The 18,249-nt window shown below is 76.5% G+C and carries 22 protein-coding genes; 13 read left to right on the forward strand and 9 right to left on the reverse strand.

The window, feature by feature from the left end; all coding sequences use genetic code 11:
• The 3 genes from ACQPYX_RS25990 to ACQPYX_RS26000 form a co-directional block, all read right to left on the reverse strand.
• Positions 1-216 carry a hypothetical protein gene (locus tag ACQPYX_RS25990; RefSeq protein ID WP_230757982.1) on the reverse strand — a complete coding sequence of 72 codons (216 nt, stop codon included), beginning with the start codon at positions 214-216 and terminating at the stop codon, positions 1-3.
• Positions 217-397: 181 nt separating this feature from the next.
• Complete coding sequence (gene mftG, locus ACQPYX_RS25995) at positions 398-1,903, reverse strand: mycofactocin dehydrogenase MftG (protein WP_433800176.1); 1,506 nt, start codon at positions 1,901-1,903, stop codon at positions 398-400.
• 5 nt (positions 1,904-1,908) lie between these two features.
• Positions 1,909-2,979 carry an LCP family protein gene (locus ACQPYX_RS26000; RefSeq protein WP_433800177.1) on the reverse strand — a complete coding sequence of 357 codons (1,071 nt, stop codon included), beginning with the start codon at positions 2,977-2,979 and terminating at the stop codon, positions 1,909-1,911.
• Positions 2,980-3,212: 233 nt separating this feature from the next.
• On the opposite strand from ACQPYX_RS26000, the gene ACQPYX_RS26005 reads away from it, so the two are divergent.
• Together ACQPYX_RS26005 and ACQPYX_RS26010 are read left to right on the forward strand one after the other, a co-directional pair.
• Positions 3,213-3,371: a hypothetical protein gene (locus tag ACQPYX_RS26005; protein ID WP_433800178.1), complete on the forward strand. Its 159-nt coding sequence runs from the start codon at positions 3,213-3,215 to the stop codon at positions 3,369-3,371.
• Between the two features lie 102 nt (positions 3,372-3,473).
• Entirely contained in the window at positions 3,474-3,833 is a 360-nt protein-coding gene (locus ACQPYX_RS26010; RefSeq protein ID WP_433800179.1) for a hypothetical protein, read from the forward strand.
• On the opposite strand, the gene ACQPYX_RS26015 is transcribed toward ACQPYX_RS26010, so the two are convergent.
• Complete coding sequence (locus tag ACQPYX_RS26015) at positions 3,805-4,899, reverse strand: potassium channel family protein (protein ID WP_433800180.1); 1,095 nt, start codon at positions 4,897-4,899, stop codon at positions 3,805-3,807. The genes ACQPYX_RS26010 and ACQPYX_RS26015 overlap by 29 nt on opposite strands.
• A 199-nt stretch (positions 4,900-5,098) precedes the next feature.
• Here ACQPYX_RS26015 and ACQPYX_RS26020 point away from each other — a divergent pair, with 199 nt between their 5' ends.
• From ACQPYX_RS26020 to ACQPYX_RS26030, 3 genes are all read left to right on the forward strand, one after another.
• Complete coding sequence (locus tag ACQPYX_RS26020; RefSeq protein ID WP_433800181.1) at positions 5,099-5,401, forward strand: hypothetical protein; 303 nt, start codon at positions 5,099-5,101, stop codon at positions 5,399-5,401.
• A gap of 94 nt (positions 5,402-5,495) precedes the next feature.
• On the forward strand, positions 5,496-5,651 hold the full coding sequence (locus ACQPYX_RS26025; RefSeq protein ID WP_433800182.1) for a hypothetical protein: 156 nt from the start codon (positions 5,496-5,498) through the stop codon (positions 5,649-5,651).
• A gap of 162 nt (positions 5,652-5,813) precedes the next feature.
• On the forward strand, positions 5,814-7,637 hold the full coding sequence (locus ACQPYX_RS26030; protein ID WP_433800183.1) for a hypothetical protein: 1,824 nt from the start codon (positions 5,814-5,816) through the stop codon (positions 7,635-7,637).
• Between the two features lie 101 nt (positions 7,638-7,738).
• On the opposite strand, the gene ACQPYX_RS26035 is transcribed toward ACQPYX_RS26030, so the two are convergent.
• A complete protein-coding gene (locus ACQPYX_RS26035; RefSeq protein WP_433800184.1) occupies positions 7,739-8,263 on the reverse strand; it encodes a hypothetical protein in 525 nt (174 codons plus the stop codon).
• Between the two features lie 298 nt (positions 8,264-8,561).
• Here ACQPYX_RS26035 and ACQPYX_RS26040 point away from each other — a divergent pair, with 298 nt between their 5' ends.
• The 4 genes from ACQPYX_RS26040 to ACQPYX_RS26055 all read left to right on the forward strand — a co-directional run bounded on the left by ACQPYX_RS26040 (position 8,562) and on the right by ACQPYX_RS26055 (position 9,778).
• Positions 8,562-8,822 (forward strand): hypothetical protein, encoded by a 261-nt coding sequence (locus ACQPYX_RS26040; RefSeq protein WP_433800185.1) that lies wholly within the window; start codon positions 8,562-8,564, stop codon positions 8,820-8,822.
• A gap of 57 nt (positions 8,823-8,879) precedes the next feature.
• The gene (locus ACQPYX_RS26045) at positions 8,880-9,083 is read left to right on the forward strand and encodes a hypothetical protein (protein WP_433800186.1); all 204 of its coding nucleotides are present in this window, start codon (positions 8,880-8,882) and stop codon (positions 9,081-9,083) included.
• A gap of 171 nt (positions 9,084-9,254) precedes the next feature.
• Positions 9,255-9,569 carry a hypothetical protein gene (locus tag ACQPYX_RS26050; RefSeq protein WP_433800187.1) on the forward strand — a complete coding sequence of 105 codons (315 nt, stop codon included), beginning with the start codon at positions 9,255-9,257 and terminating at the stop codon, positions 9,567-9,569.
• A 29-nt stretch (positions 9,570-9,598) separates the two neighbouring features.
• The gene (locus ACQPYX_RS26055; protein WP_433800188.1) at positions 9,599-9,778 is read left to right on the forward strand and encodes a hypothetical protein; all 180 of its coding nucleotides are present in this window, start codon (positions 9,599-9,601) and stop codon (positions 9,776-9,778) included.
• Positions 9,779-9,812: 34 nt separating this feature from the next.
• Here the strand turns inward: ACQPYX_RS26055 and zwf are convergent, their stop codons facing one another.
• Entirely contained in the window at positions 9,813-11,309 is a 1,497-nt protein-coding gene (zwf, locus tag ACQPYX_RS26060) for a glucose-6-phosphate dehydrogenase (RefSeq protein ID WP_433800189.1), read from the reverse strand.
• A 125-nt stretch (positions 11,310-11,434) separates the two neighbouring features.
• Here zwf and ACQPYX_RS26065 point away from each other — a divergent pair, with 125 nt between their 5' ends.
• Positions 11,435-11,617 carry a hypothetical protein gene (locus ACQPYX_RS26065; protein WP_433800190.1) on the forward strand — a complete coding sequence of 61 codons (183 nt, stop codon included), beginning with the start codon at positions 11,435-11,437 and terminating at the stop codon, positions 11,615-11,617.
• Positions 11,618-11,663: 46 nt separating this feature from the next.
• Here ACQPYX_RS26065 and ACQPYX_RS26070 read toward each other — a convergent pair whose 3' ends face one another.
• Positions 11,664-12,899: an erythromycin esterase family protein gene (locus tag ACQPYX_RS26070; protein ID WP_433800191.1), complete on the reverse strand. Its 1,236-nt coding sequence runs from the start codon at positions 12,897-12,899 to the stop codon at positions 11,664-11,666.
• Between the two features lie 157 nt (positions 12,900-13,056).
• Here ACQPYX_RS26070 and ACQPYX_RS26075 point away from each other — a divergent pair, with 157 nt between their 5' ends.
• From ACQPYX_RS26075 to ACQPYX_RS26085, 3 genes are read left to right on the forward strand one after another with little or no spacing between them, the layout of a single operon-like run.
• Positions 13,057-13,341 carry a hypothetical protein gene (locus tag ACQPYX_RS26075; protein ID WP_433800192.1) on the forward strand — a complete coding sequence of 95 codons (285 nt, stop codon included), beginning with the start codon at positions 13,057-13,059 and terminating at the stop codon, positions 13,339-13,341.
• Between the two features lie 51 nt (positions 13,342-13,392).
• Complete coding sequence (locus tag ACQPYX_RS26080; RefSeq protein WP_433800193.1) at positions 13,393-14,874, forward strand: DUF2235 domain-containing protein; 1,482 nt, start codon at positions 13,393-13,395, stop codon at positions 14,872-14,874.
• Positions 14,871-15,899: an endonuclease/exonuclease/phosphatase family protein gene (locus ACQPYX_RS26085; protein WP_433800194.1), complete on the forward strand. Its 1,029-nt coding sequence runs from the start codon at positions 14,871-14,873 to the stop codon at positions 15,897-15,899. Before ACQPYX_RS26080 ends, ACQPYX_RS26085 begins: the two co-directional genes overlap by 4 nt.
• Before the next feature lie 4 nt (positions 15,900-15,903).
• On the opposite strand, the gene ACQPYX_RS26090 is transcribed toward ACQPYX_RS26085, so the two are convergent.
• The gene (locus ACQPYX_RS26090) at positions 15,904-16,716 is read right to left on the reverse strand and encodes a hypothetical protein (RefSeq protein WP_433800195.1); all 813 of its coding nucleotides are present in this window, start codon (positions 16,714-16,716) and stop codon (positions 15,904-15,906) included.
• A gap of 77 nt (positions 16,717-16,793) precedes the next feature.
• Complete coding sequence (locus tag ACQPYX_RS26095) at positions 16,794-18,077, reverse strand: hypothetical protein (protein ID WP_433800196.1); 1,284 nt, start codon at positions 18,075-18,077, stop codon at positions 16,794-16,796.
• Between the last annotated feature and the right edge of the window lie 172 nt (positions 18,078-18,249).

Here is an 18,249-nt window from a genome sequence, read left to right on the forward strand (position 1 = left end):
TCAGCCGTCGACGATCTCGGACCGGCGGGCCGGCTGGTCGAGCGAGGCGCGCGGCTCGATGACGGGCAGCGGCCCGGTCGCCTGCGCGAGCCGACGCTGGGCGCGCTGGATGCGGGCGGCCAGCTCGGCGTCCTCGCGGGCGCGGGCCCGCAGCTCCTTGCGCTCCTGGCGGGACAGTCGGAGGACCTTCTCGTTCTTGCGACCCCACAGCGCCATCACGGCCTGCCCTTCACCCGTCGGACCTCACCAGGCCCGCCCCCCGCAGCACGGCCGCCGGTCATCCTCCGCCCGCCGCGCCACGGTGACGCCGTGAATCACCCCATCGTGTCGCAACCGTGACGTGACCCGGGCGTCACCGGACGTCCACCTGCGGACGATCCGGACGAAGGGGATGCCGTCACCCCCGCAGCAGGGCCGCGGCCCGCTCGCCGAGCATCAGCGCGGTCGCGGCGGGCCCCCGGCGCGGGACGACCGGGACCACCGAGGTGTCGACCACCCGCAGCCCCGTCACCCCGTGCACGCGGAACTCCGGGTCGACCACGGCGGCCGGGTCGTCGGCGGGCCCGGTCGCGGCGCTGCCGCACAGGTGCGAGGAGGTGGTGAGCGCCCCGTCGATCCACGCGTCCAGCTCGGCGTCGGAGCGCCCCCGGCCCGTCCGGCCCGGCAGGCCGCTCGCGGCGAGCAGGTCGTCGGCGAACCGCACGACGGCCCGCATGCGGGCCCGGTCCAGCGTCGAGGCCAGGTAGTGGTGGGAGAGCCGCGGGTCCGCGGCCGGGTCGGCGCTCACCAGGACGGAGGCCCCGCGGCTCTCGGGCTGCTGCAGCGCGCACATCAGGTGCCGGTCCGCGCCGGGCGCGAACGGGCGCGCGAACAGCAGCACCTCGAGGTCGCCCGCCGGGTCGGACGGCAGCGCCGGGTCGAGCGCGGCGGCGTCGAGGTGCACGACGGCCTGGGTGGACACCGCCCGCCGGTGCAGCGCCTCGTCGTCGCCGAAGGGCACGAAGACCGACGGGTGGTCGCTCCACCCGTGCCCGACGCCCGGCCGGTCGAGCACGACCTCGACCCCCGCCGCCCGCAGCTCGTCGGCCGGCCCGAGGCCGGAGAGGGCGAGGAGCTGCGGCGACTTCACGGCCCCGGCGGAGAGCACGACCTCGGCGGCCTCGATCCGCTCGCCCGCGGCGGTGACGACGCCGACCGCCCGGGTGCCGTCGAGGAGCACGCGGGCCACGGGGGTGTCGCCGCGCACCGCCAGGTTCGGGCGGTGCAGCGCGGGCAGCACGTACGCCATCGCCGCGTTGACCCGCACGCCGTGCACCGCGTTGGCCGGGACGGGCCCGGCGCCGGGTGGTCCCCCGGCGTTCTTGTCCGGCTCCGGCGGGACGCCGAGGGCCGCCGCACCGGCCAGGACCCGCCCGGTGAGCCGGGCGAGCAGCTCCCCCGCGGGCCGTTCGACCGGCACCGGGCCGTCGTGGCCGTGCTCCGGACCGTCGAAGTCGTGGTCGGCCTCGCCGCGGACGTAGGCGTCCCGGGCGTCGGCCCAGGTCCAGCCGTACCACCCGGCGACGTCGGCCGGGGTGGCCCGGACGTGGTTCGCGCCGTTGATCGCCGAGGACCCGCCCAGGAGACGACCGCGCGCGGTCGTCGCGCGCCGGCCCGCCGCGAGCTCCGTGGCGAACGCCCAGTTCAGGGCGTGCCCCTCGGTCGCACACCCGAGGGAGGCGACGTCGAGCACCTCGGCCGGGTACGACCCGGCGTCGGCGGGGGCCGGGCCGGCCTCGAGCAGCAGGACCCGGCGCCCGGGATCCTCGGAGAGGCGCCCGGCCAGCGCGCAGCCGGCCGAACCGCCTCCGACGACCAGGACGTCCCAGACCGGAGCCGCCGGCCGTCGCTGCGCTCGCCCCACCCGACCTATCGTGGGGTGTCGGAGAGCCGCTCGCTCGGTCGTGCGGCCGCCCACTGGGTCACCTGGTCGTTGTTGACCGCGAACCAGAGGTCGTCGCCCGCCTGGCGGTCGAGGTAGACCACCGACTGCGCGCCCTCCATGCCGGTGCCGGTGGTCGGCACCGTGAGGAACTCGATGTTCGAGGCCCGCAGGTCGCGCAGCCCGAACACCAGCTCGGCGAGGCCGGTGTTGGACAGCGAGTCGTCCACGCCGACGTGCTGGGTCACCGTGTCGACCAGCTGGTAGGCGCGGGTCGGGCTGGAGAGCGTGCCCGACGAGAGGGCCTGGGACACGAGGGCCCGCAGCGCGTTCTGCTGCCGGCGGACCCGGTCGAAGTCCCCGCCCGGCAGTTCCTTGCGCTGGCGGACGTAGGCGAGGGCCTGCGCGCCGTTCAGGTGCTGACGCCCGGCCGGGACCGTGATGCCGCCGAAGTCGGTCGTCATGCCGACGTTGACGTCGATCCCGCCGGCCGCGTCGGTCATCTGCTGGAACCCGGCGAAGTCGATGACCGCGAAGTGGTCCACGCGCACCCGGGTCAGCTGCTCGACGGTGTTGATCAGCAGCGGCGGGCCGCCGAACGAGTACGCCGCGTTGATCTTGTTCATGCCGCGGCCCGGGATGTCGACCCACGAGTCGCGCGGGATCGAGACGACGCTGGCGCTGCGGCCGTCGTCGGCGATCGTGGCCAGCATGATCACGTCGCTGCGCTGGGCGCCGAAGACGAAGTCGGGGGCGGTCGCGTCGCGGCCGGTGGTGGCGTCGGGTGAGCGGGAGTCGGTGCCGACGAGCAGGAAGGTCTGGCCGGCCTTGGCCGTGGGCCGCGACGACGGGTCGATGCCGGCGAACACCGACGGGTAGCGGCCGACCTGGTCGCCGAGCTTGTTGGTCACGAGCACGACCCCGGCGGCGGCCAGCAGCACGAGGATCAGCACCCCGACGAGGACGTACACCAGCGCCCGCAGGCCCCGACGCCGTCGCGAACCCGGGGTCTCCGGGGGCTCGCCGTCCCCGGTTCGGAGCAGTGCGTCGACGCTCATGCCATTCCTCGTGTCCTCGTCCCCCGACCCGGCCGGCGGCACGGCGTCACGTGGACCGTGTCGTGCGCCCGGCGGCGCGCGTTACCGCGGATGCCCCGACCGGCGCAGCGCCGTTCGCACCGTCCGTGATCGTGGGACCGGTCCGCGCGCTCGTCGCGTCCGGTCGACCGCTGCCCGCCGTCGGCCGGTCGTCGGTTTCGTCCGGAGCGCGAGGAACTCGTAGTGTGACCCGTGTGAGTGCACCGCAGCGCCCCGAGATCCCGGACGTCGACGTGCTGACGCGGGTGCTCGAGGGCCTGCGCTCGCTGCCCGAACAGGAGCGCCGCGGTCACGACGACGAGGCGGCCCCGGTGTCCGGGGCGCCCGCGGTCCCGCTGCCCCGGCGGCGCTGACCCCACGGCTCCCACCCGGTGTCAGCGGTGGCACGCCGCCGACACGCGGTGGCGCCCACCGACCCGCGCGGGGACAGTGGGGGCCGGTGAGAGGAGGGCGCGATGACCGTCCCCGACCCGTCCCGCCCGACGTCGGGCATGGACCCGATGCCCGCGCGCCGACCGCGGTCGCCGTTCCCTGGCGACCTGCCGCCGCACGAGCTCCCCGACGACATCCCCGACCCGGCCGCGCCCGGCCGCCCGGACGACCCGACCCGTCGTCACGAACGGGCGTTCGTGGCCGTGGGCACCGAGGACCGCCGCCGGCACGTCGTCGACGTGACCCTCGGCGAGGCCGGCGACCCGACCGGGCTGCGGGCGCGTTGCGGGGCGCCGGTGGAGCAGGTGGTGCCGGGCCTGACGGCGGATCAGGCCGACTGCCCGGAGTGCCGCCTCACGGCTTCGGGGTCTTGGCGGGGCTGACCCGCTTGACGAACAGGAGGCGGTCGCCCCGCTCGAGGGCGTCGACCTCCGGCGAGTCGATCTGGTGGATCTCCCCGCCCCGCACGACGCCGAGCACGATGTCGCGCAGGTGACGTGGCGAGCCGCCGAGCTCGGAGGCCTCGACGTCGCGCTCGGAGAGGCTCATGCCGGCGTCCGGGGTCAGGAGGTCCTCGACCACCGCCACGACGTTGGGGCTCGTCGTCGCGGTCCCGAGCAGGCGCCCGGCCGTCTCCGCCGACACCACCACCGAGTCGGCGCCGGACTGGCGCAGCAGGTGCACGTTCTCGGTCTCGCGGACCGCGGCGGTGATCGTGATCCGCGGTGCGAGCTCGCGGGCGGTGAGGGTGACGAGCACGGCCGTGTCGTCGCGGTTGGTGGCGACGATGAGCGAGGCCGCGTGCGGCAGCCCGGCCGTGCGCAGCACCGACGACTGCGCGGCGTCCCCGCGCACCGTCACCAGTCCCATCGCCGAGGCGGCGTCCAGCCGGCCCCGGTCGGTGTCGACGACGACGATGCGCTCCGGGCGGGCGTCGTCGCCGAGCAGCGTGTCGACCGCCGCCTTGCCCTTCGTGCCGAAGCCGACGACGACCACGTGGTCGCGCACGCGGGACCTCCAACGACGGATGCGGAACGCCTGGCGGGAGCGCTCGGTGAGCAGCTCGACGGTGGTGCCGACCAGGACGATGAGGAACAGGACGCGCAGCGGCGTGATGGCGAGGATCGTCCACAGCCGCGCCGAGTCCGTGACCGGGGCGATGTCGCCGTAGCCGGTCGTCGAGAGCGAGACGGTGGCGTAGTAGAAGGCGTCGATCAGCCCGATCGGTCCGTCGGTGTTGTTGTCGACGTAGCCGTCGCGCTGCAGGTAGACGATGAGCGCCGCGGCCGCGAGCGCCCCGATCGCGAGCGCGAGCCGACGGACGAGGGCGATCAGCGGACCGACGCCGCGATCGGGCATGACCACGACCGCGGCGGTGCCGAACGGCTCGGCGTGCTCCCGGGCGAGCGGACCCCGGCGAACCGTCCGGGCGCCCTGGGTCCGATCCACGGCGTGAGCGTAGTCAGGGTGATGGTGGCGGGTGACGCGGCCGCGCCGCTGCCACGATCGAGTGAATCCGAGCCGATTCCTGTCAGGAACCTTGCCGATCCGGGTCACTCCAGGTGACGAGGCCAGGAACAACACCCCTTCGGAACACGGAGGGTCACCCACCCAGTCACTGGCCGTAGCACGGAAGGAGCTGGACGTCATGGGCGACCGGTTCGCCAGCCACCCCTGCACCGACCTCGAGCGCTCGCTGCGCCCGGTCCGGGAGGAGGCCGGCACCGAGGGGCCGGACTGGGTCGAGGCGCTGGCCGCGCTCGACGACTGCGACGGCTACGTGGTGCTCATGATCGATCCGCAGACCGCCGAGGTCGACGCGCACGGGCCCTACGGCGGTCCGGACGCCGCCGTCGCCGCCGACTCGCTCCGGTCCTCGCTCGACGGCGAGGGGCTCCACGACGTGACGGTCCGCATCGTGCGGCTGCACCTACCCCGCCGCGCCGCCTGATCCCCGGTCCGACACGCCGCGCGTCCGGGTGACGCGGGTGCGGTTCGCCCGCCCGGGCTGAAACGTTGTGGGCGCCGCCGACGACGAGCCGGGCATGGCTGACTACGGTTCCCCCCGACTCCCCGCGCAGGTGGGCCGGGACTCCGCGGGCGAGCAGCGCCTCTCCGACGCCGCGCGCGTCCGGCACCTCGTCGCCGCGCTCGTCCCCGTGCAGCGCGTGACCCCGATGGATCTCCCCCGCGCGCGATAGCCCCTCCCCGCCGGGCCGCCGTGGTGAGATCGGCCATGTCGACCGACCGGCGGAACTCCGGCGGCCACGCCGCGAGGAGGCTTCCCCGCCGCCACGGCGCCCGGTAGAACACCCATTCGTCGACGACCCGTGTGGGTGTCGAGGACGACGGGTGGGAGTGCGATGACCGCGACCGGGAGGTGGCGTTCGGGGGCTGAGCCCGACGACGGGCCGCTCCCCCGCCTGCGCGAGCTCGACCTCGTCGCCCTCGGCGTCCATCCCCCGGTGCCGGCACCTCCCGTCGAGCGCGACGCCGACCACCGCATCGAGGCCGCCGTGGGCGGCGACGACCCCGTGGTCGTGGTGGCCGCGCCCCGCCTCGGCGGCGCCACCCTCTCCCTGGCCCGCGCGGCGCGCCTGCTCCTCGGCGACCACCGCGTGGTCCGCCCCGACCCGGCCGCGCTCGGCGGGTCCGCCCCGCTGTCCGGCCCCGCCGACCCGACGCTGGTCGAGGCCCTGCGCGACCGCCCGGCCGACGGGCTGGTGATCTGGCTCGACGGGATCGGACCGGCCCTGTTGGCCGCGCTGCTCGCCGCCCGCCCCCCGGAGGGCGCCCGGGTGCTCGCCACCGTGGACGACGCCCTGTTGCACCCCGACGTGACGGCGGCCGAGCCGGCGCCCGGGGTCACGCTCATCCGGCTCGGCTCCGGGCCCGGCCGGGCCGAGCTCGAGCGGGCGGGCTCGCGGGCGCCGGCGACGGCCGTCGACCTCGCCCCGGCGCGCGACCTGCTCCTCGGGCGCGGGGGCGCCGCGACCCGGCTCGCCCGGCCCGGCCGACGGGCGGTGGCGCCGGCCCGCGCCGCCGTGCTGCGGGCGGCCGTGGACTGGGCCCGGCTCGGCGTCCCGCACGCCCTCCCGACGCCGCTGCTCGCCCGGCTCGCCCTCGCCTACGCCCGTGATCTGCCCGACGACGCGCCCACCGCCGGCGTCGAGGACCTGACGCGCGCCGTGGAGGACCTGGTCGCGGCGGGCACCACCGGCCGCGGGCTGCGCGGGATCGCCCGCCCGCTGCGTCGCCTGCGTCTGCCCGACGGCGTGCACCACGTCCCCGACCCGCTGCTGACGGTGGCCGCCGACCGTCTCGACCGGGACGGGTGGGAGCCCCCGGAGCGGCTGCGGGAGGTGGTCGGGGACCTGCTCGGCACCGCCGCCGACCGCGAGGACCGCCGCACCGTGGGCGTGCTCGCCGTGGCCCGTGGCTTCGACGACCTCGCCGCCGCCCTGCTGCGCCCGCCGCCCGTCGCGGACGGGCCCCGCGCGCTCGCGGCCACCGAGTACTACCGGCTCGGCGTCGCGTCCCTGCAGGCCGGACGGGCCGCGGAGGCCCGCCGCTGGTTCGCCGCCGTCCTCGCCGCCGCACCCGACGACGGGTCGCGGCGCGAGCTGCGGTCACGCGCGGCCTTCTGGCTCGGCCTCGACCGCGACGCGGACCCGGCCGAGCGGCGCCGCCACCTCGAACTGGTCGTGCGGGACGGGCCGCCGCGCGACGCCTCCGACGCCGGGCTGCTGCTGGCGGGCCTGGAGCGCGACGCCGGCCGCTTCGACGCCCAGCGCGGGTGCCTGCGGGCGGCGGTGGCCGCGGCGCGGACGGCCGCCGACACGGGCCGGGAGGCCGAGGCCACCCTGGACCTCGCCCACCTGGACCGACGCAGCGGCCGCACCGACGAGGCGCGGACGGGCTACGACCGCGTGCTCGCCCTGGTCGGGCCGGACGAGCCCGCCGGCCTGGCCGCCGCGCGGGCGTTGGCGGAGCTGGACGCCGAGGACCGCGAGGCCGGGGCGGACGGGGCCGACGCGTTCGTGCCCGAACCCCTGCCCGAGCAGCGCAGTGTCCCCGCCGGGCCGCCGCGGCCGCGTCGTGGTCCCGACGACGAGCCGGCCGGCGACGTCACGGGCCCGGACGACCGTCCGACCGGGCCGCACCGGACGCCGAGCCCGCAGGGCTGATTCCGGCGGCCCGCTCCGACCCCCGAACGAGCGAACGGCACCCTCGCAGCATCTAGGTGCGCGAGAGTGCCGTTCGCTCGTCGTGGGGTGTGGGTCCCGGCTCAGGCGACGGGCGCGACGACCGGGCCCGCGGTCCGCGGCCGCGGCACGGCCACGACGGTCGGCGCCCCGGCGAGAGCGGGCAGCGGCGCGAAGACCGAGCCGCCGAACAGGCCGCGTCCGGTGCCGGCGGTGGCGAGCAGCGTGTCCTGCGTGCGCCGCGGGAGGGCCGTGACGTCGGCACCGTCGGCCGCCATCTCGTCGAGCACGCGCTGCGGCCAGGAGCGGGCGGACCCGCCGGGCACCGGAACGCCCCCGCGGGCCGCGAGGCAGCGCCCGCGCAGCGCCACGAAGGCCTCGGCGGAGAGCGTCGCGCGGGCGGCGTCGAGGAAGGCCGACCCGAGGTGGTCGTGCAGCACGGCGACGTTGTGCGCCGTGGCGGGGAAGCCCGCCCGGGCGAGCAGGGTGGGCGCGTAGCCCGGCGAGAGGCGCGGCGCGAGCTGCTCGGCACCGGCTCCGGCGCGGAGCACGACCGCGATCCCGACCAGCACCACGACCGCGACGACACCCGCTGCGACGATCCCCATGACCTGCCCCCTCGCCCCGACCCCGGCGGCCCCGTTGCCGCCACTGCCTGTGACGGGTGCGTCGTCCGTCGCGACCTGGTCGTTACGAGATCGCGACCCGCATCCCCCGTTCGGCACATACTGACCGCCCAGGACGAGGGATCTCCGCCGTGTCGCCGTGACCGAATCGTGATCTGACGCGCCGCAACCCGGCCTGCTCTCACACGAACGGGCTAGTGAAGACCGGCAGGTAGCCCTTATCTTGTTCCCACACCGATCGGATCGCGTGCGACCGGTCGACGACATCCGGGGGGACGAGATGCGTGCAGGCCGAGCTGCCCTGACGACGCTGGCGGGGGCGTCCGCGCTCTGGCTCGCGGCGCCGCTGGCCGCCCTGGTCCGGCACGGCTCGATCGACGACCGGACCCGCGCGGCCTGGGCACGGGAGGGCGCCGACCCGGCCCCCCTCGCGCCCGTGCTGCCGCTGCGGGCCGTGCCCACCCCGCGCCCCGCCGCGGACGACCTGCTCCCCCGCGGTCGCACCCCCTCCGACCGGTCCGCCACCCGCGGCACCGGCTGACGACGCCCCGGCCGACCCGCTCCCCCACCGACCCGCTCCCCCACCGAGGAGTCCCCGATGTCCTTCGCCAGCAACGCCCTCCTCGCCGCCGGTTCCTCCGTGGCCGCGTGGCTCACCGCGCCGCTGGTCAGTGCCGCCGTCCACGGGACCACCGACCAGCGCACGCTCGCCTCGTGGAAGGACGAGACCGGCCCGATCCCGCTGCCGCAGCTCGACGAGCGCCCGCAGTCCGGGTACGACGCCCCGGCCCGCCACGCCTGAGGACACCCGTCCGGCACGCGCTCCCCGCCCGGGTCACCCCGGGTGAGCGGCGAGCGTGACCGAAGGTGACACCGAACGGCGGAACCAGCTCGGCCGTGTCGTGGGCGATGACCAAGGTGAGCCCCATGAGGGTTCCCCAGCCGGTCCCCGACCCCCAGGACGTGATCGCTCTTGTCCCGCCACAGCGGTCGTCACCACCACTCCTCCCTGCAGCGGGAGCGCGACGAGACGCGCCGGCGCCAGGCGCGGGTGGAGCGCGCCCGCCGGCGTGCCGAGCAGGTCGGCGCCACCACCCCGATCGACGGCACGCCCGCGCAGCGCAGCGGCGCACCCGCGAAGGTCGTCATCGACAACACCGTCGCCCGGCGTGACCCGCTGACCAGGCCGTTCCCGGCGGCTCCCGGCCTGCCCGACGCCCGCCGGTCCCCGTCCGCACCGCTGCCCGCCCACCGGCGTCGGCCCGAGGCCGCCGTCGGCGTGCGGTGAGACCCGGCCGGGACGGGTAGCCGGGTCCGGTGACCGATCCCGGCAACCCCACCGACCGCACCGACCGCGACCCGGACCTCGAGCCCGACGACGCCCCCGCCGACCCGCCACACCCGGGGCCCGGCGACGAGGCCGACCCGGCGTTCGACGTCGACCTCGAGCCCGAGGACCAGGGCACGGCCGAGGCCGCCGCCGAGTCGACCGACTGAGCCGGCCCACCCGGCCCCGGACGTCGTCGGGAACTCAGCCCCTGCTCTCCCGCCACGCCCGCTCGAAGGGCAGCCGCCAGGCGTTCGGCGCGATCAGCTGGTGGATCGCGTTCGGCCCCCAGGAGCCCTGCGGGTAGGGCTTGACCGGCGGCGGGTCCGCCAGCAGCGGCTGCGAGCGGTCCCAGAGCGACTCGATGCCCTCGGCGGTGGTGAACAGCGTGTGGTCGCCCCGCATGGCGTCGAGGATCAGCCGCTCGTAGGCCTCCAGCACGTCGGAGGCCTCCTCGGTCTCCTGCGTGGAGAACTGCATGGAGAGCTTCTGCAGCCGCATCCCGGGGCCGGGCCGCTTGCCGTAGAACGACAGCGACACCCGCGAGGAGTCCGCGAGGTCGAACGTCAGGTGGTCCGGGCCCTGGGTGCCGACGCCGGAGCCCTGCGGGAACATCGTCCGCGGGGCCTCCTTGAACGCGATCGAGACGATGCGCTGTCCCTCGGCCAGCCGCTTGCCGGTGCGCAGGTAGAACGGCACGCCGGCCCAGCGCCAGTTGTCCAGGCCCACGCGCAGCGCGATGAACGTCTCGGTGTCGGAGTCGCGCGCGACGCCCGGCTCCTCGCGGTAGCCGCCGTACTGGCCCCGGACCACGTCGCCGGGGTGGATCGGCAGCAGCGAGCGGAAGACCTTGTTCTTCTCCTCGCTGATCGACCGCGGTTCCAGTGCCGTCGGCGGCTCCATCGCCACGAACGCCATCACCTGCATCAGGTGGGTGACCACCATGTCCTTGTACGCGCCGGTCGCCTCGTAGAAGCTCGCGCGCTGGTCGAGCCCGAGCGCCTCCGGGACGTCGATCTGCACGTGGTCGATGAAGTTGCGGTTCCAGATCGGCTCGAACAGGCCGTTCGCGAACCGGAAGGCCAGGACGTTCTGCGCGGCCTCCTTGCCCAGGAAGTGGTCGATCCGGAACACCTGGGACTCGTCGAGGACCTCGTGGACGAAGTCGTTCAGCTGAATCGCCGAGGGCAGGTCGAACCCGAACGGCTTCTCCATGACCACGCGCGCGTCCGCCACGAGGTCGGCGTCGCGCAACATCCCGACGACCGCCTGCGCGGCCTTCGGCGGCACCGACAGGTAGTGCAGCAGCCGGACGTGGTCGCCGAGCTGCGCGCCCGCCTCCTTGACCGCGGACGCCAGCGCCTCGGGGCCCTCCCCCTGCCCGACGTAGGTCAGCTTCGTCGCGAAGTCGTCCCAGTCGGACTCCGCGAGCTTGTGCATGCCGAAGTTCTGCACCGCGTCGTGGGCCAGCGCCCGGAACTGGTCGGTGGTCAGGTCCTCCATCGCGGAGCCGACGATCCGGATGTCGGGCGCGAGCTCGGACTCGGCGAGGTAGGCCAGACCCGGCAGCAGCTTGCGCTTGGCCAGGTCACCGGTGCAGCCGAACAGCACGATGACGTGCGGGGCGATCGGGTCGAGGTCCCGGCGGAACGGCCGGGAGCCGGGACCGGGGTAGGCGATGTCGGAGTTGCGGTCGGGCAACGGAGCCTCCCGGCGGATCGAGTGCCGCGCCGACCGTAGCCCGACCGTGTGGCCGACGTGTGTCCACGCACGGGGTTGAACGTGATCGTCGCGGGAACGCCTGCTCGGTGGAGGACGACGGAACCTTGGCCAACCGGGTACGGCGCGACGGGGCGGCGGGCATCGACCGCGGCTCGAGCCAGACCCACGGCGCGGGCGACCCCAGCGGGGTGGACGTGGAGCCGGACATCCCGCCGCTGCGCTTCGGCGACGAGCTCGCCGACCACGGCGACGACGTGGTCCCGCCGTCGCAGGCCGCCCCGTCCTGACGACGGCTCGTGACGTCGGCACCCGGCGACTCCCGACCGGGTCCGGTCAGCGGATCCAGGCCGGGTGCACCCGCGGGACCAGCGCCACCGCGTCGTACTCGCGGACCGGCACCACGGGGATGCGCTCCTTGAGCTGCCCGGAGTCGACGACGCTGCCGATCCGGCGGGTCGTCGTCGGGCTCGCCGCCCAGTCGGCGAGGCCGCCGCGGGCGCCGCGCAGGTCCACGAGGAGGTCGTCGGTCCCCCCGAGCGCGCTGCGCAGCTCGGACTCCGCGGTGCCACCGAGCGCGGGCAGCTTGTGCGACGACGGCCGGGGCCGCAGCGGCCGGAGCAGTCGGCGGCGCACCGCCGACGCGCTGCCCTCGGCGAACCAGCCGCCCACGACGTAGTAGGCGTCGCCGAGCGCGGAGCGCAGGTGCCGACCCGCCGTCGTGGGGTCGCCGACGCGGACCAGCTCGTCGTGACCCCAGAACAGCGCGGCGGGCGTGCCCGTCGCCGACCCGGCCGCCCGCGTCACGGCCTCGGCGACCATCCGGGCGCGCAGCACCGGGGCGCTCGTGGTGTCCAGCTGCTCGGCCTGCTCCGCCGTCGGGAAGGGCGTGCCCCGCGGTGCCGCGGCGACCTCCGCGGCCCGCGCCAGGATCCACGCGTGGTCGAGGGCCTCGGCGTACCGCGAGGGCGACGTCTCGGCCACCAGCCGGCCCTCGGCCGCCGCGATCTCGCCGTGCAGGCCGACCACCGCGTCCCGGAACGGCGCCTTGAGCGGGCGCTCGTCGGGCTCCCGGTCGAGCAGCTCGGCCAGCCCGTCGCGGGCCGGCGGCAGCAGCTCGGGGGCCGCGTCGCGCAGGTACGAGCCGAGGACCTTCACCGAACGGGCGGGGCGCACGGGGTCCGCGCCGACGACCCGCACCCGGTCGTCGGGGTCGGACATCTCGTTGCGGTCCCGCAGCCAGGACACCACCCCGACCATCTCGCGGGTGTCGTACTCCCAGCCGCCGAGGGCGGCGACGGCGTCGCTGGGCGACCCGATCCCGCGGGCCGCGGCGTCGAGCCCCGTCGCCCCGGCCTCGCTCGCCCCCAGCACCAGCAGGCGCACCCCGAGCTCGTCGACCGCGAACTCGACGATCCGTCGGCCCATCTCGAGCAGCTCGCGGGCGCCGTAGGCAGCGGCGCCGACGCCCAGCACCCGCACCCCGCGCAGCGCGGGGCGCCACGAGGCGAGCCCGAGGGAGTCGACCGGCACCGCCCGGGCAGCGACCTCGTCGGCGACCTCGGCGTCCATGCCCGAGCACCCTACGGAGGTCCGCCGACCGTCGACCGCCGGGTCGGCGCCCCGAGCCTCATCACACTCTCGGGTGACAATACTCCGAGTGGCCTAACAGTCATGGAGCGTGGCTCGACATCCCGGGTGAGTCCGTCGTCACCTGGAGGTACCACGCATGTCGAAGCCCGCCACCGGAGCCGCCGCCGCAGCCGCCGCAGCGCTGGGTGCCTGGCTCGCCGTCCCGATGGTCACCCTGCGCCGCCGGGGCAGCCTCGACGAGCGACAGATCGCCGCCATCCGCGGCGAGGCCCGGTTCGACCCGACCGACGCCGAGGCCCGGCACCGCGCCGCCGTCCGGCGGGCCCGCGTGCGGGAGGCCCAGGTGCGCGCCGCGATCGCCGCCATCCCCGAGCAGCGCTCCGCCGACGACCTGCCGCGCCGCTCCCCGCTGGCCTGGTGAGTCGCGGGTCGGGCCGGGGCGGCGGGCGGGAGGCGCTAACCTCCGGCCCCGATGGCCGCCACGGAACCACCGGCACGACGCCTGGTCGTCTGCTGTGACGGCACCTGGGACACCCCGTCCGACCGGACGAACGTCTCCCTGCTCGCCGATGCGCTGCGCACCGACGCCTCCCAGCTCGTGCAGTACTTCCCGGGGGTCGGCGCCGACGGCGACCCGGTCTCGCGCGTCCTCGAGGGCGCCCTCGGGCTGGGCCTGAACCGCCGGGTGCGGGAGGCCTACTCCTGGCTCGCGGAGACCTGGCGGCCCGGCGACGAGATCGTGCTGCTCGGCTTCAGCCGCGGCGCCTTCACCGTGCGCAGCCTGGCCGGCATGCTCGCCGCGACGGGACTCGTCGCGTTCGCGCCGGGCGCCTCCCGCCGGGAGCGCAACCGGGTCGTGCGGCGCCTGTTCCTGGACGGCTACCAGCGCGGCGAGCGCCTCGACGGACTCGCCTACGCGCCCGGCTTCGGCCCGGACGACACCGCGCCGATCGCCTTCCTCGGCGTCTTCGACACCGTCGGCGCGCTCGGGGTCCCCCGCACCTTCGGGCTGCTCTCCACCCTCGTCTCCCGCCGGGTGCAGGGCTTCCACGACCTGACGCTCGCCCCCGACGTCCGCCACGCCCGCCAGGCGCTGGCCCTCGACGAGCGCCGCGGGCCGTTCGTGCCCGCGGTGTGGGTCGACCCGGCGCCGGGCGAGCACGTCTCGTTCGACCAGCAGTGGTTCGTCGGCACCCACGGCGACGTCGGCGGGTCGCACGACCGTCCGCGCGCCCTCTCCGACATCACGCTGCGCTGGATGGCCGACGAGGCCACCGCCGCGGTCGGGCTCACCTGGGACCGCCCGATCACGACGACGGGTGATCCGCTCGGGCCGCTGGACCCCGGGCCCCGGGGGCTCTGGTCGGTGCTCTCCCCGCAGCCCCGGTCGGTGCCCCGCGTGGTCGAGGGCGCCCCGGACGTGCACCCCTCCGCGGTCGCCCGCCGCGCGGCGACGACCTACCGCCCCGGTCGGCTCGTGCCCGCAGGATCCGCGGTCTCGGCGGTGGTGCCCGCCGACGACCCGTGGGCCGGGACGGGGCTCTACCTCGAGGCGGGCCGGTGGACGCTGGCCGCGAGCGGCTCCTGGTCCGACCACGGCGCGTCGACCCCGCCGTCGGGCTTCGTCCGGTGGCCGCTGCGGGCGTGGCCGGACTACGCGTCCGGCGCGGTGCTCGACGGCTACCGCCGCGTGGTGCGCCGCCTCACGACGCGCCTGGCCGAGGCGCCCGGAGCGCCGCGGGACGGGGACGCGCGGCGGATGGCGATGGTCGCGGCGGTCGCGAACGCCCGGCTCGACCCGGACGGGGCGCTGACCCGCGGGACCACCGCGGTCGTCGGGACCCCGGTCGTCGAGCTGCCGCGGCCCGGCTATCTGTACGCGTACGCGAACGACTCGTGGCTCGGCTACCGCGGCAACGCGGGGACGGCGACGCTCGTCGTGGGACGCGCGTGACCGGTTCCGACACCGGGGTCGAGGCGGCCACCGGGCCGATCACCGTTCCCCGCCGACGCTGGTCCGGGCGTCTCCCGCGGCCCTCCCGGGCCGTGGCCGGCCTCGTCGTCGTGGTGGTGGTCGCGCTCCTGCTCGTCCCGGACCTCCTCGGGCTCGACGGCGTCCTGCCCTTCGTCGGCTTCGTGCTGGTGCGGGCCCCGGCGACGCTCGCGGTCGTGGTGCTGGGCCTGCTGGCGCTCGCGATCCGGGCGCGCTGGTGGCCGACGGTGGTGCCGGTGCTCGCGATCGGCGCCGTGTCGGTGGTCGCCCTGGTCCCCCGTCTGATCCCGGACGACCCGGCGCCCGACCCCGGCCCCGACCTCGTCGTGATGGTGCAGAACGTCGACCGCGGCAGCGCCGACGTGCCCGCCCTCGCGGCCCTGCTGCGCGAGCGCCGGCCGGACGTGCTGGTGCTCCCCGAGGCCGGCGAGCCGTTCCGCGAGCGCCTCGCGGCGGCGATCCCGGAGCTGGGCTACCGGTCGTGGTCGTCGGTCCCGGCGACCGAGCCCGACGCGATGGGGACCGCGATCCTCGCCGGGCCGTCGCTCGGGGACGTGCGGGCGACGCCGGTCCCGGCCCGCTTCCCCTGGCTGGAGCTCACCGGCGGCGCGCTGGGCCCGACGCGCCTGGTCGGCGCACACCTGGCGTCGCCGGTGCCGGGCCTGATCGGGGTGTGGCCGGGTGAGCTCACCTCCCTCGCGCGGTGGTGCGCCCCCGGGACCGGTCCCGCCGTGGTGCTGGGCGACCTGAACGCGACCGAGGACATCCGCGCCTTCCGGGCCGGCACCACGGGGTGCACCGACGCCGGGGACGCCGCCGGGAAGGGACTGCTCGCGACGTGGCCGGCCGGGCTGCCGCGCTGGCTGGGCGCACAGCTCGACCACGTGCTCGTCGGCGGCGGGGCCGCGGTGGAGGGGTTCGACGTGGTCGAGGTGCCGGGGACCGACCACCGCGGGGTGCTCGCGACCGTCCGCGTCCCGGGGTGAGGGTCTAGCCGACGGGCAGGAGCCCGCTCAGGTCGGCGACCTGGTCGGCGGGCGGCGGGACGACCTCGGGGGCGCCGCCGACCTCGGTGAAGGTCAGGCTCGTGGTGGTGGAGCCGGGCGCGCCGGTCCCCTGCGCGGGCACCGTGACGGTCTGGGCGACCTTGATCAGCCGGCCGTCCGCGACCCAGAGGTCGACCGGCAGGGTCGAGCCGCCGAGCTGCTGCTTCAGCAGGTCGAGCGCCGGCCGCGTCGACGGGTCCTGCGCGCCGGGCACGCGGTCGAGGTCGACGACGCCCGCGTAGTGCGTGGCGTCCCGCCCGGCGACCTGCTCGGGCCCGACCTCGCGGACGTCGTCACGGATCGCGTCGAGCCACGCGAGCTGGCGGGCCGGGTTCTGCGAGGTCCCGACGCCCAGCGCGCCGAGCGGGGCGCCGTAGCGGGAGCGGGCGAGCCGGTCGGCGTCCACCGACACCCACGGCTTCCCGCCCGCGACGAGCCCGATCAGGCCGGACGCCGCCGGCGGCAGCTGCGCGTCGAGGCGTCCGCCCGCGAACACGACCCGGACGTCGCCGAGGGACGGCACCTGGAGCGTGAGGTCGGCGGCCTGGGCGCGCGGATCGAGCACGCCCGCGCCCTGCAGCGGGATCTGCTGGCCGGCCACCGCCGTGCGGCCCTCCACGGTGACGCGCGACGGGCCGGCGGCGGCCGTGGCCACGATCGCCGCCCGCACCACGGTCGCCGGGCTGACGGGGCCGCCGCTCCCGCACCCGGCGAGCAGGGCGACGAGCAGCAGCACGGGGAGCACGCGGCGGGTCACGGGTCCCATCGTGGCCGGTGGGGGTGCATGGGCTCCGAGGTGGGTCGTGGGGCCCTCCCGGGGCCCGCGACAGAGGGTCAGCGCCAGCGGTGGGTGCGCCGGCCCTTCACGGTGGTCGCGAGCTGGCGCTGCCACAGGGCCCAGGTCTCCGGGTCGAGCGTGTGGTTGCCCGTGTCACCCGTTCCCGACGACGAGGCGGTGCGGGTCGCGCCGGTCGTGGACCCCGAGCCCGACCGGGTGGCCGACGACGACCGGGACGAGGACGCCCCGCCCGGCAGCGGGCCGGAGCCGGTACGCGGGTGCGATCCCGTCGTCGACGCGGCCACCGGCAGCGGGCCGGAGCCGGTGCGCGGGTGCGACCCCGTCGTCGGGCCGGCCACCGGCAGCGGGCCGGAGCCGGTGCGCGGGTGCGACCCCGTCGTCGGGCCGGCCACCGGCAGCGGGCCCGACGGGTGCTGCCGCGGGATCGGCGCCGAGGGGTGACCGGCCGGCAGCGGGGGCGGCGGCACCACGTGCGGCCGCTCCGGCTGCGGGGCCGGGGCGGGAGCCGCCGCCCGGACCGCCGGCCGGGCGGCGGACCGGACCGGACCCGACGTCGGGAACGGGTGGGACACCCGCAGCGTGCCCTCGGCGGAGCCCTCGGCCGGGACGAACCAGTCGACGACCGGCGTCCACGGCCAGTACCGGTGCGCGGAACGCGTCTTGACGAACCCGAGGCCCATGATCAGGCCGAAGATCAGGTGGCCGATCAGCGAGAGGGTGATGGTGACCGGGGTGAGCGGGAACATCATCGTCTGGCCGCGCGGGGCGAGCCACACCGTGCCGATCAGGCCGGCCCACACCGGGAACACGGCGAAGGCGACCGACGCCGCGACGACGACGCCCGCGGGCCGCCGGTGCAGGCCGAGGAAGGCCGCGAGGACGAAGAAGGTGACGCCGATGCCGCCGCCGTCACCGAGGTAGCGCCAGAGGTAGCCGACCCACGCGCCGGTCGTCGTCGACGCGCCGGGCCCGACGATCCAGGTGCCCATCGTGGGGATGAAGTCGGCCCACCAGCCCAGCATGTAGACGGTGTCGAGCCGGAACACGTCGTAGAGCGCGCAGGCGACGATCCCCCAGACGAAACCGTGCAGGATGACGCGGTCCTCGGGGTGCGGGTCGAAGATCGACAACGCGAGGATCGTCGTGGCCAGCGGGATCACCAGCAGCGCCGCCGACCAGTTCATCGTGATGAGGCCGAACACGTGCGCCGAGATCGCCAGCAGGGGCAACGCGGCGAGCAGCACGTGCAGGCCGACCCGCAGCAGACCCTGTCGGGTCACCGGGGCCAGGGGGAGCGCAGCACCGTCGGTCGTCGTCACGGGGCGGAAAGGTAGGGGTGCCCGTGACGGTTCCGTGGCCAACCTGAGAGCACGGCGAGACCGTGGCGACCACGGGCGCTCGTCGCGCGCCCACCGGTCACGACCCTCGGCCGTCCGGAGCAACGGCTCCGCCGTGGGGGCGTGCCACGGGTCCGTCGACCTCTCAGGATGC

This window comes from Actinomycetospora sp. CA-084318, from assembly GCF_050955885.1.
In the GTDB taxonomy this organism is placed as follows: domain Bacteria; phylum Actinomycetota; class Actinomycetes; order Mycobacteriales; family Pseudonocardiaceae; genus Actinomycetospora.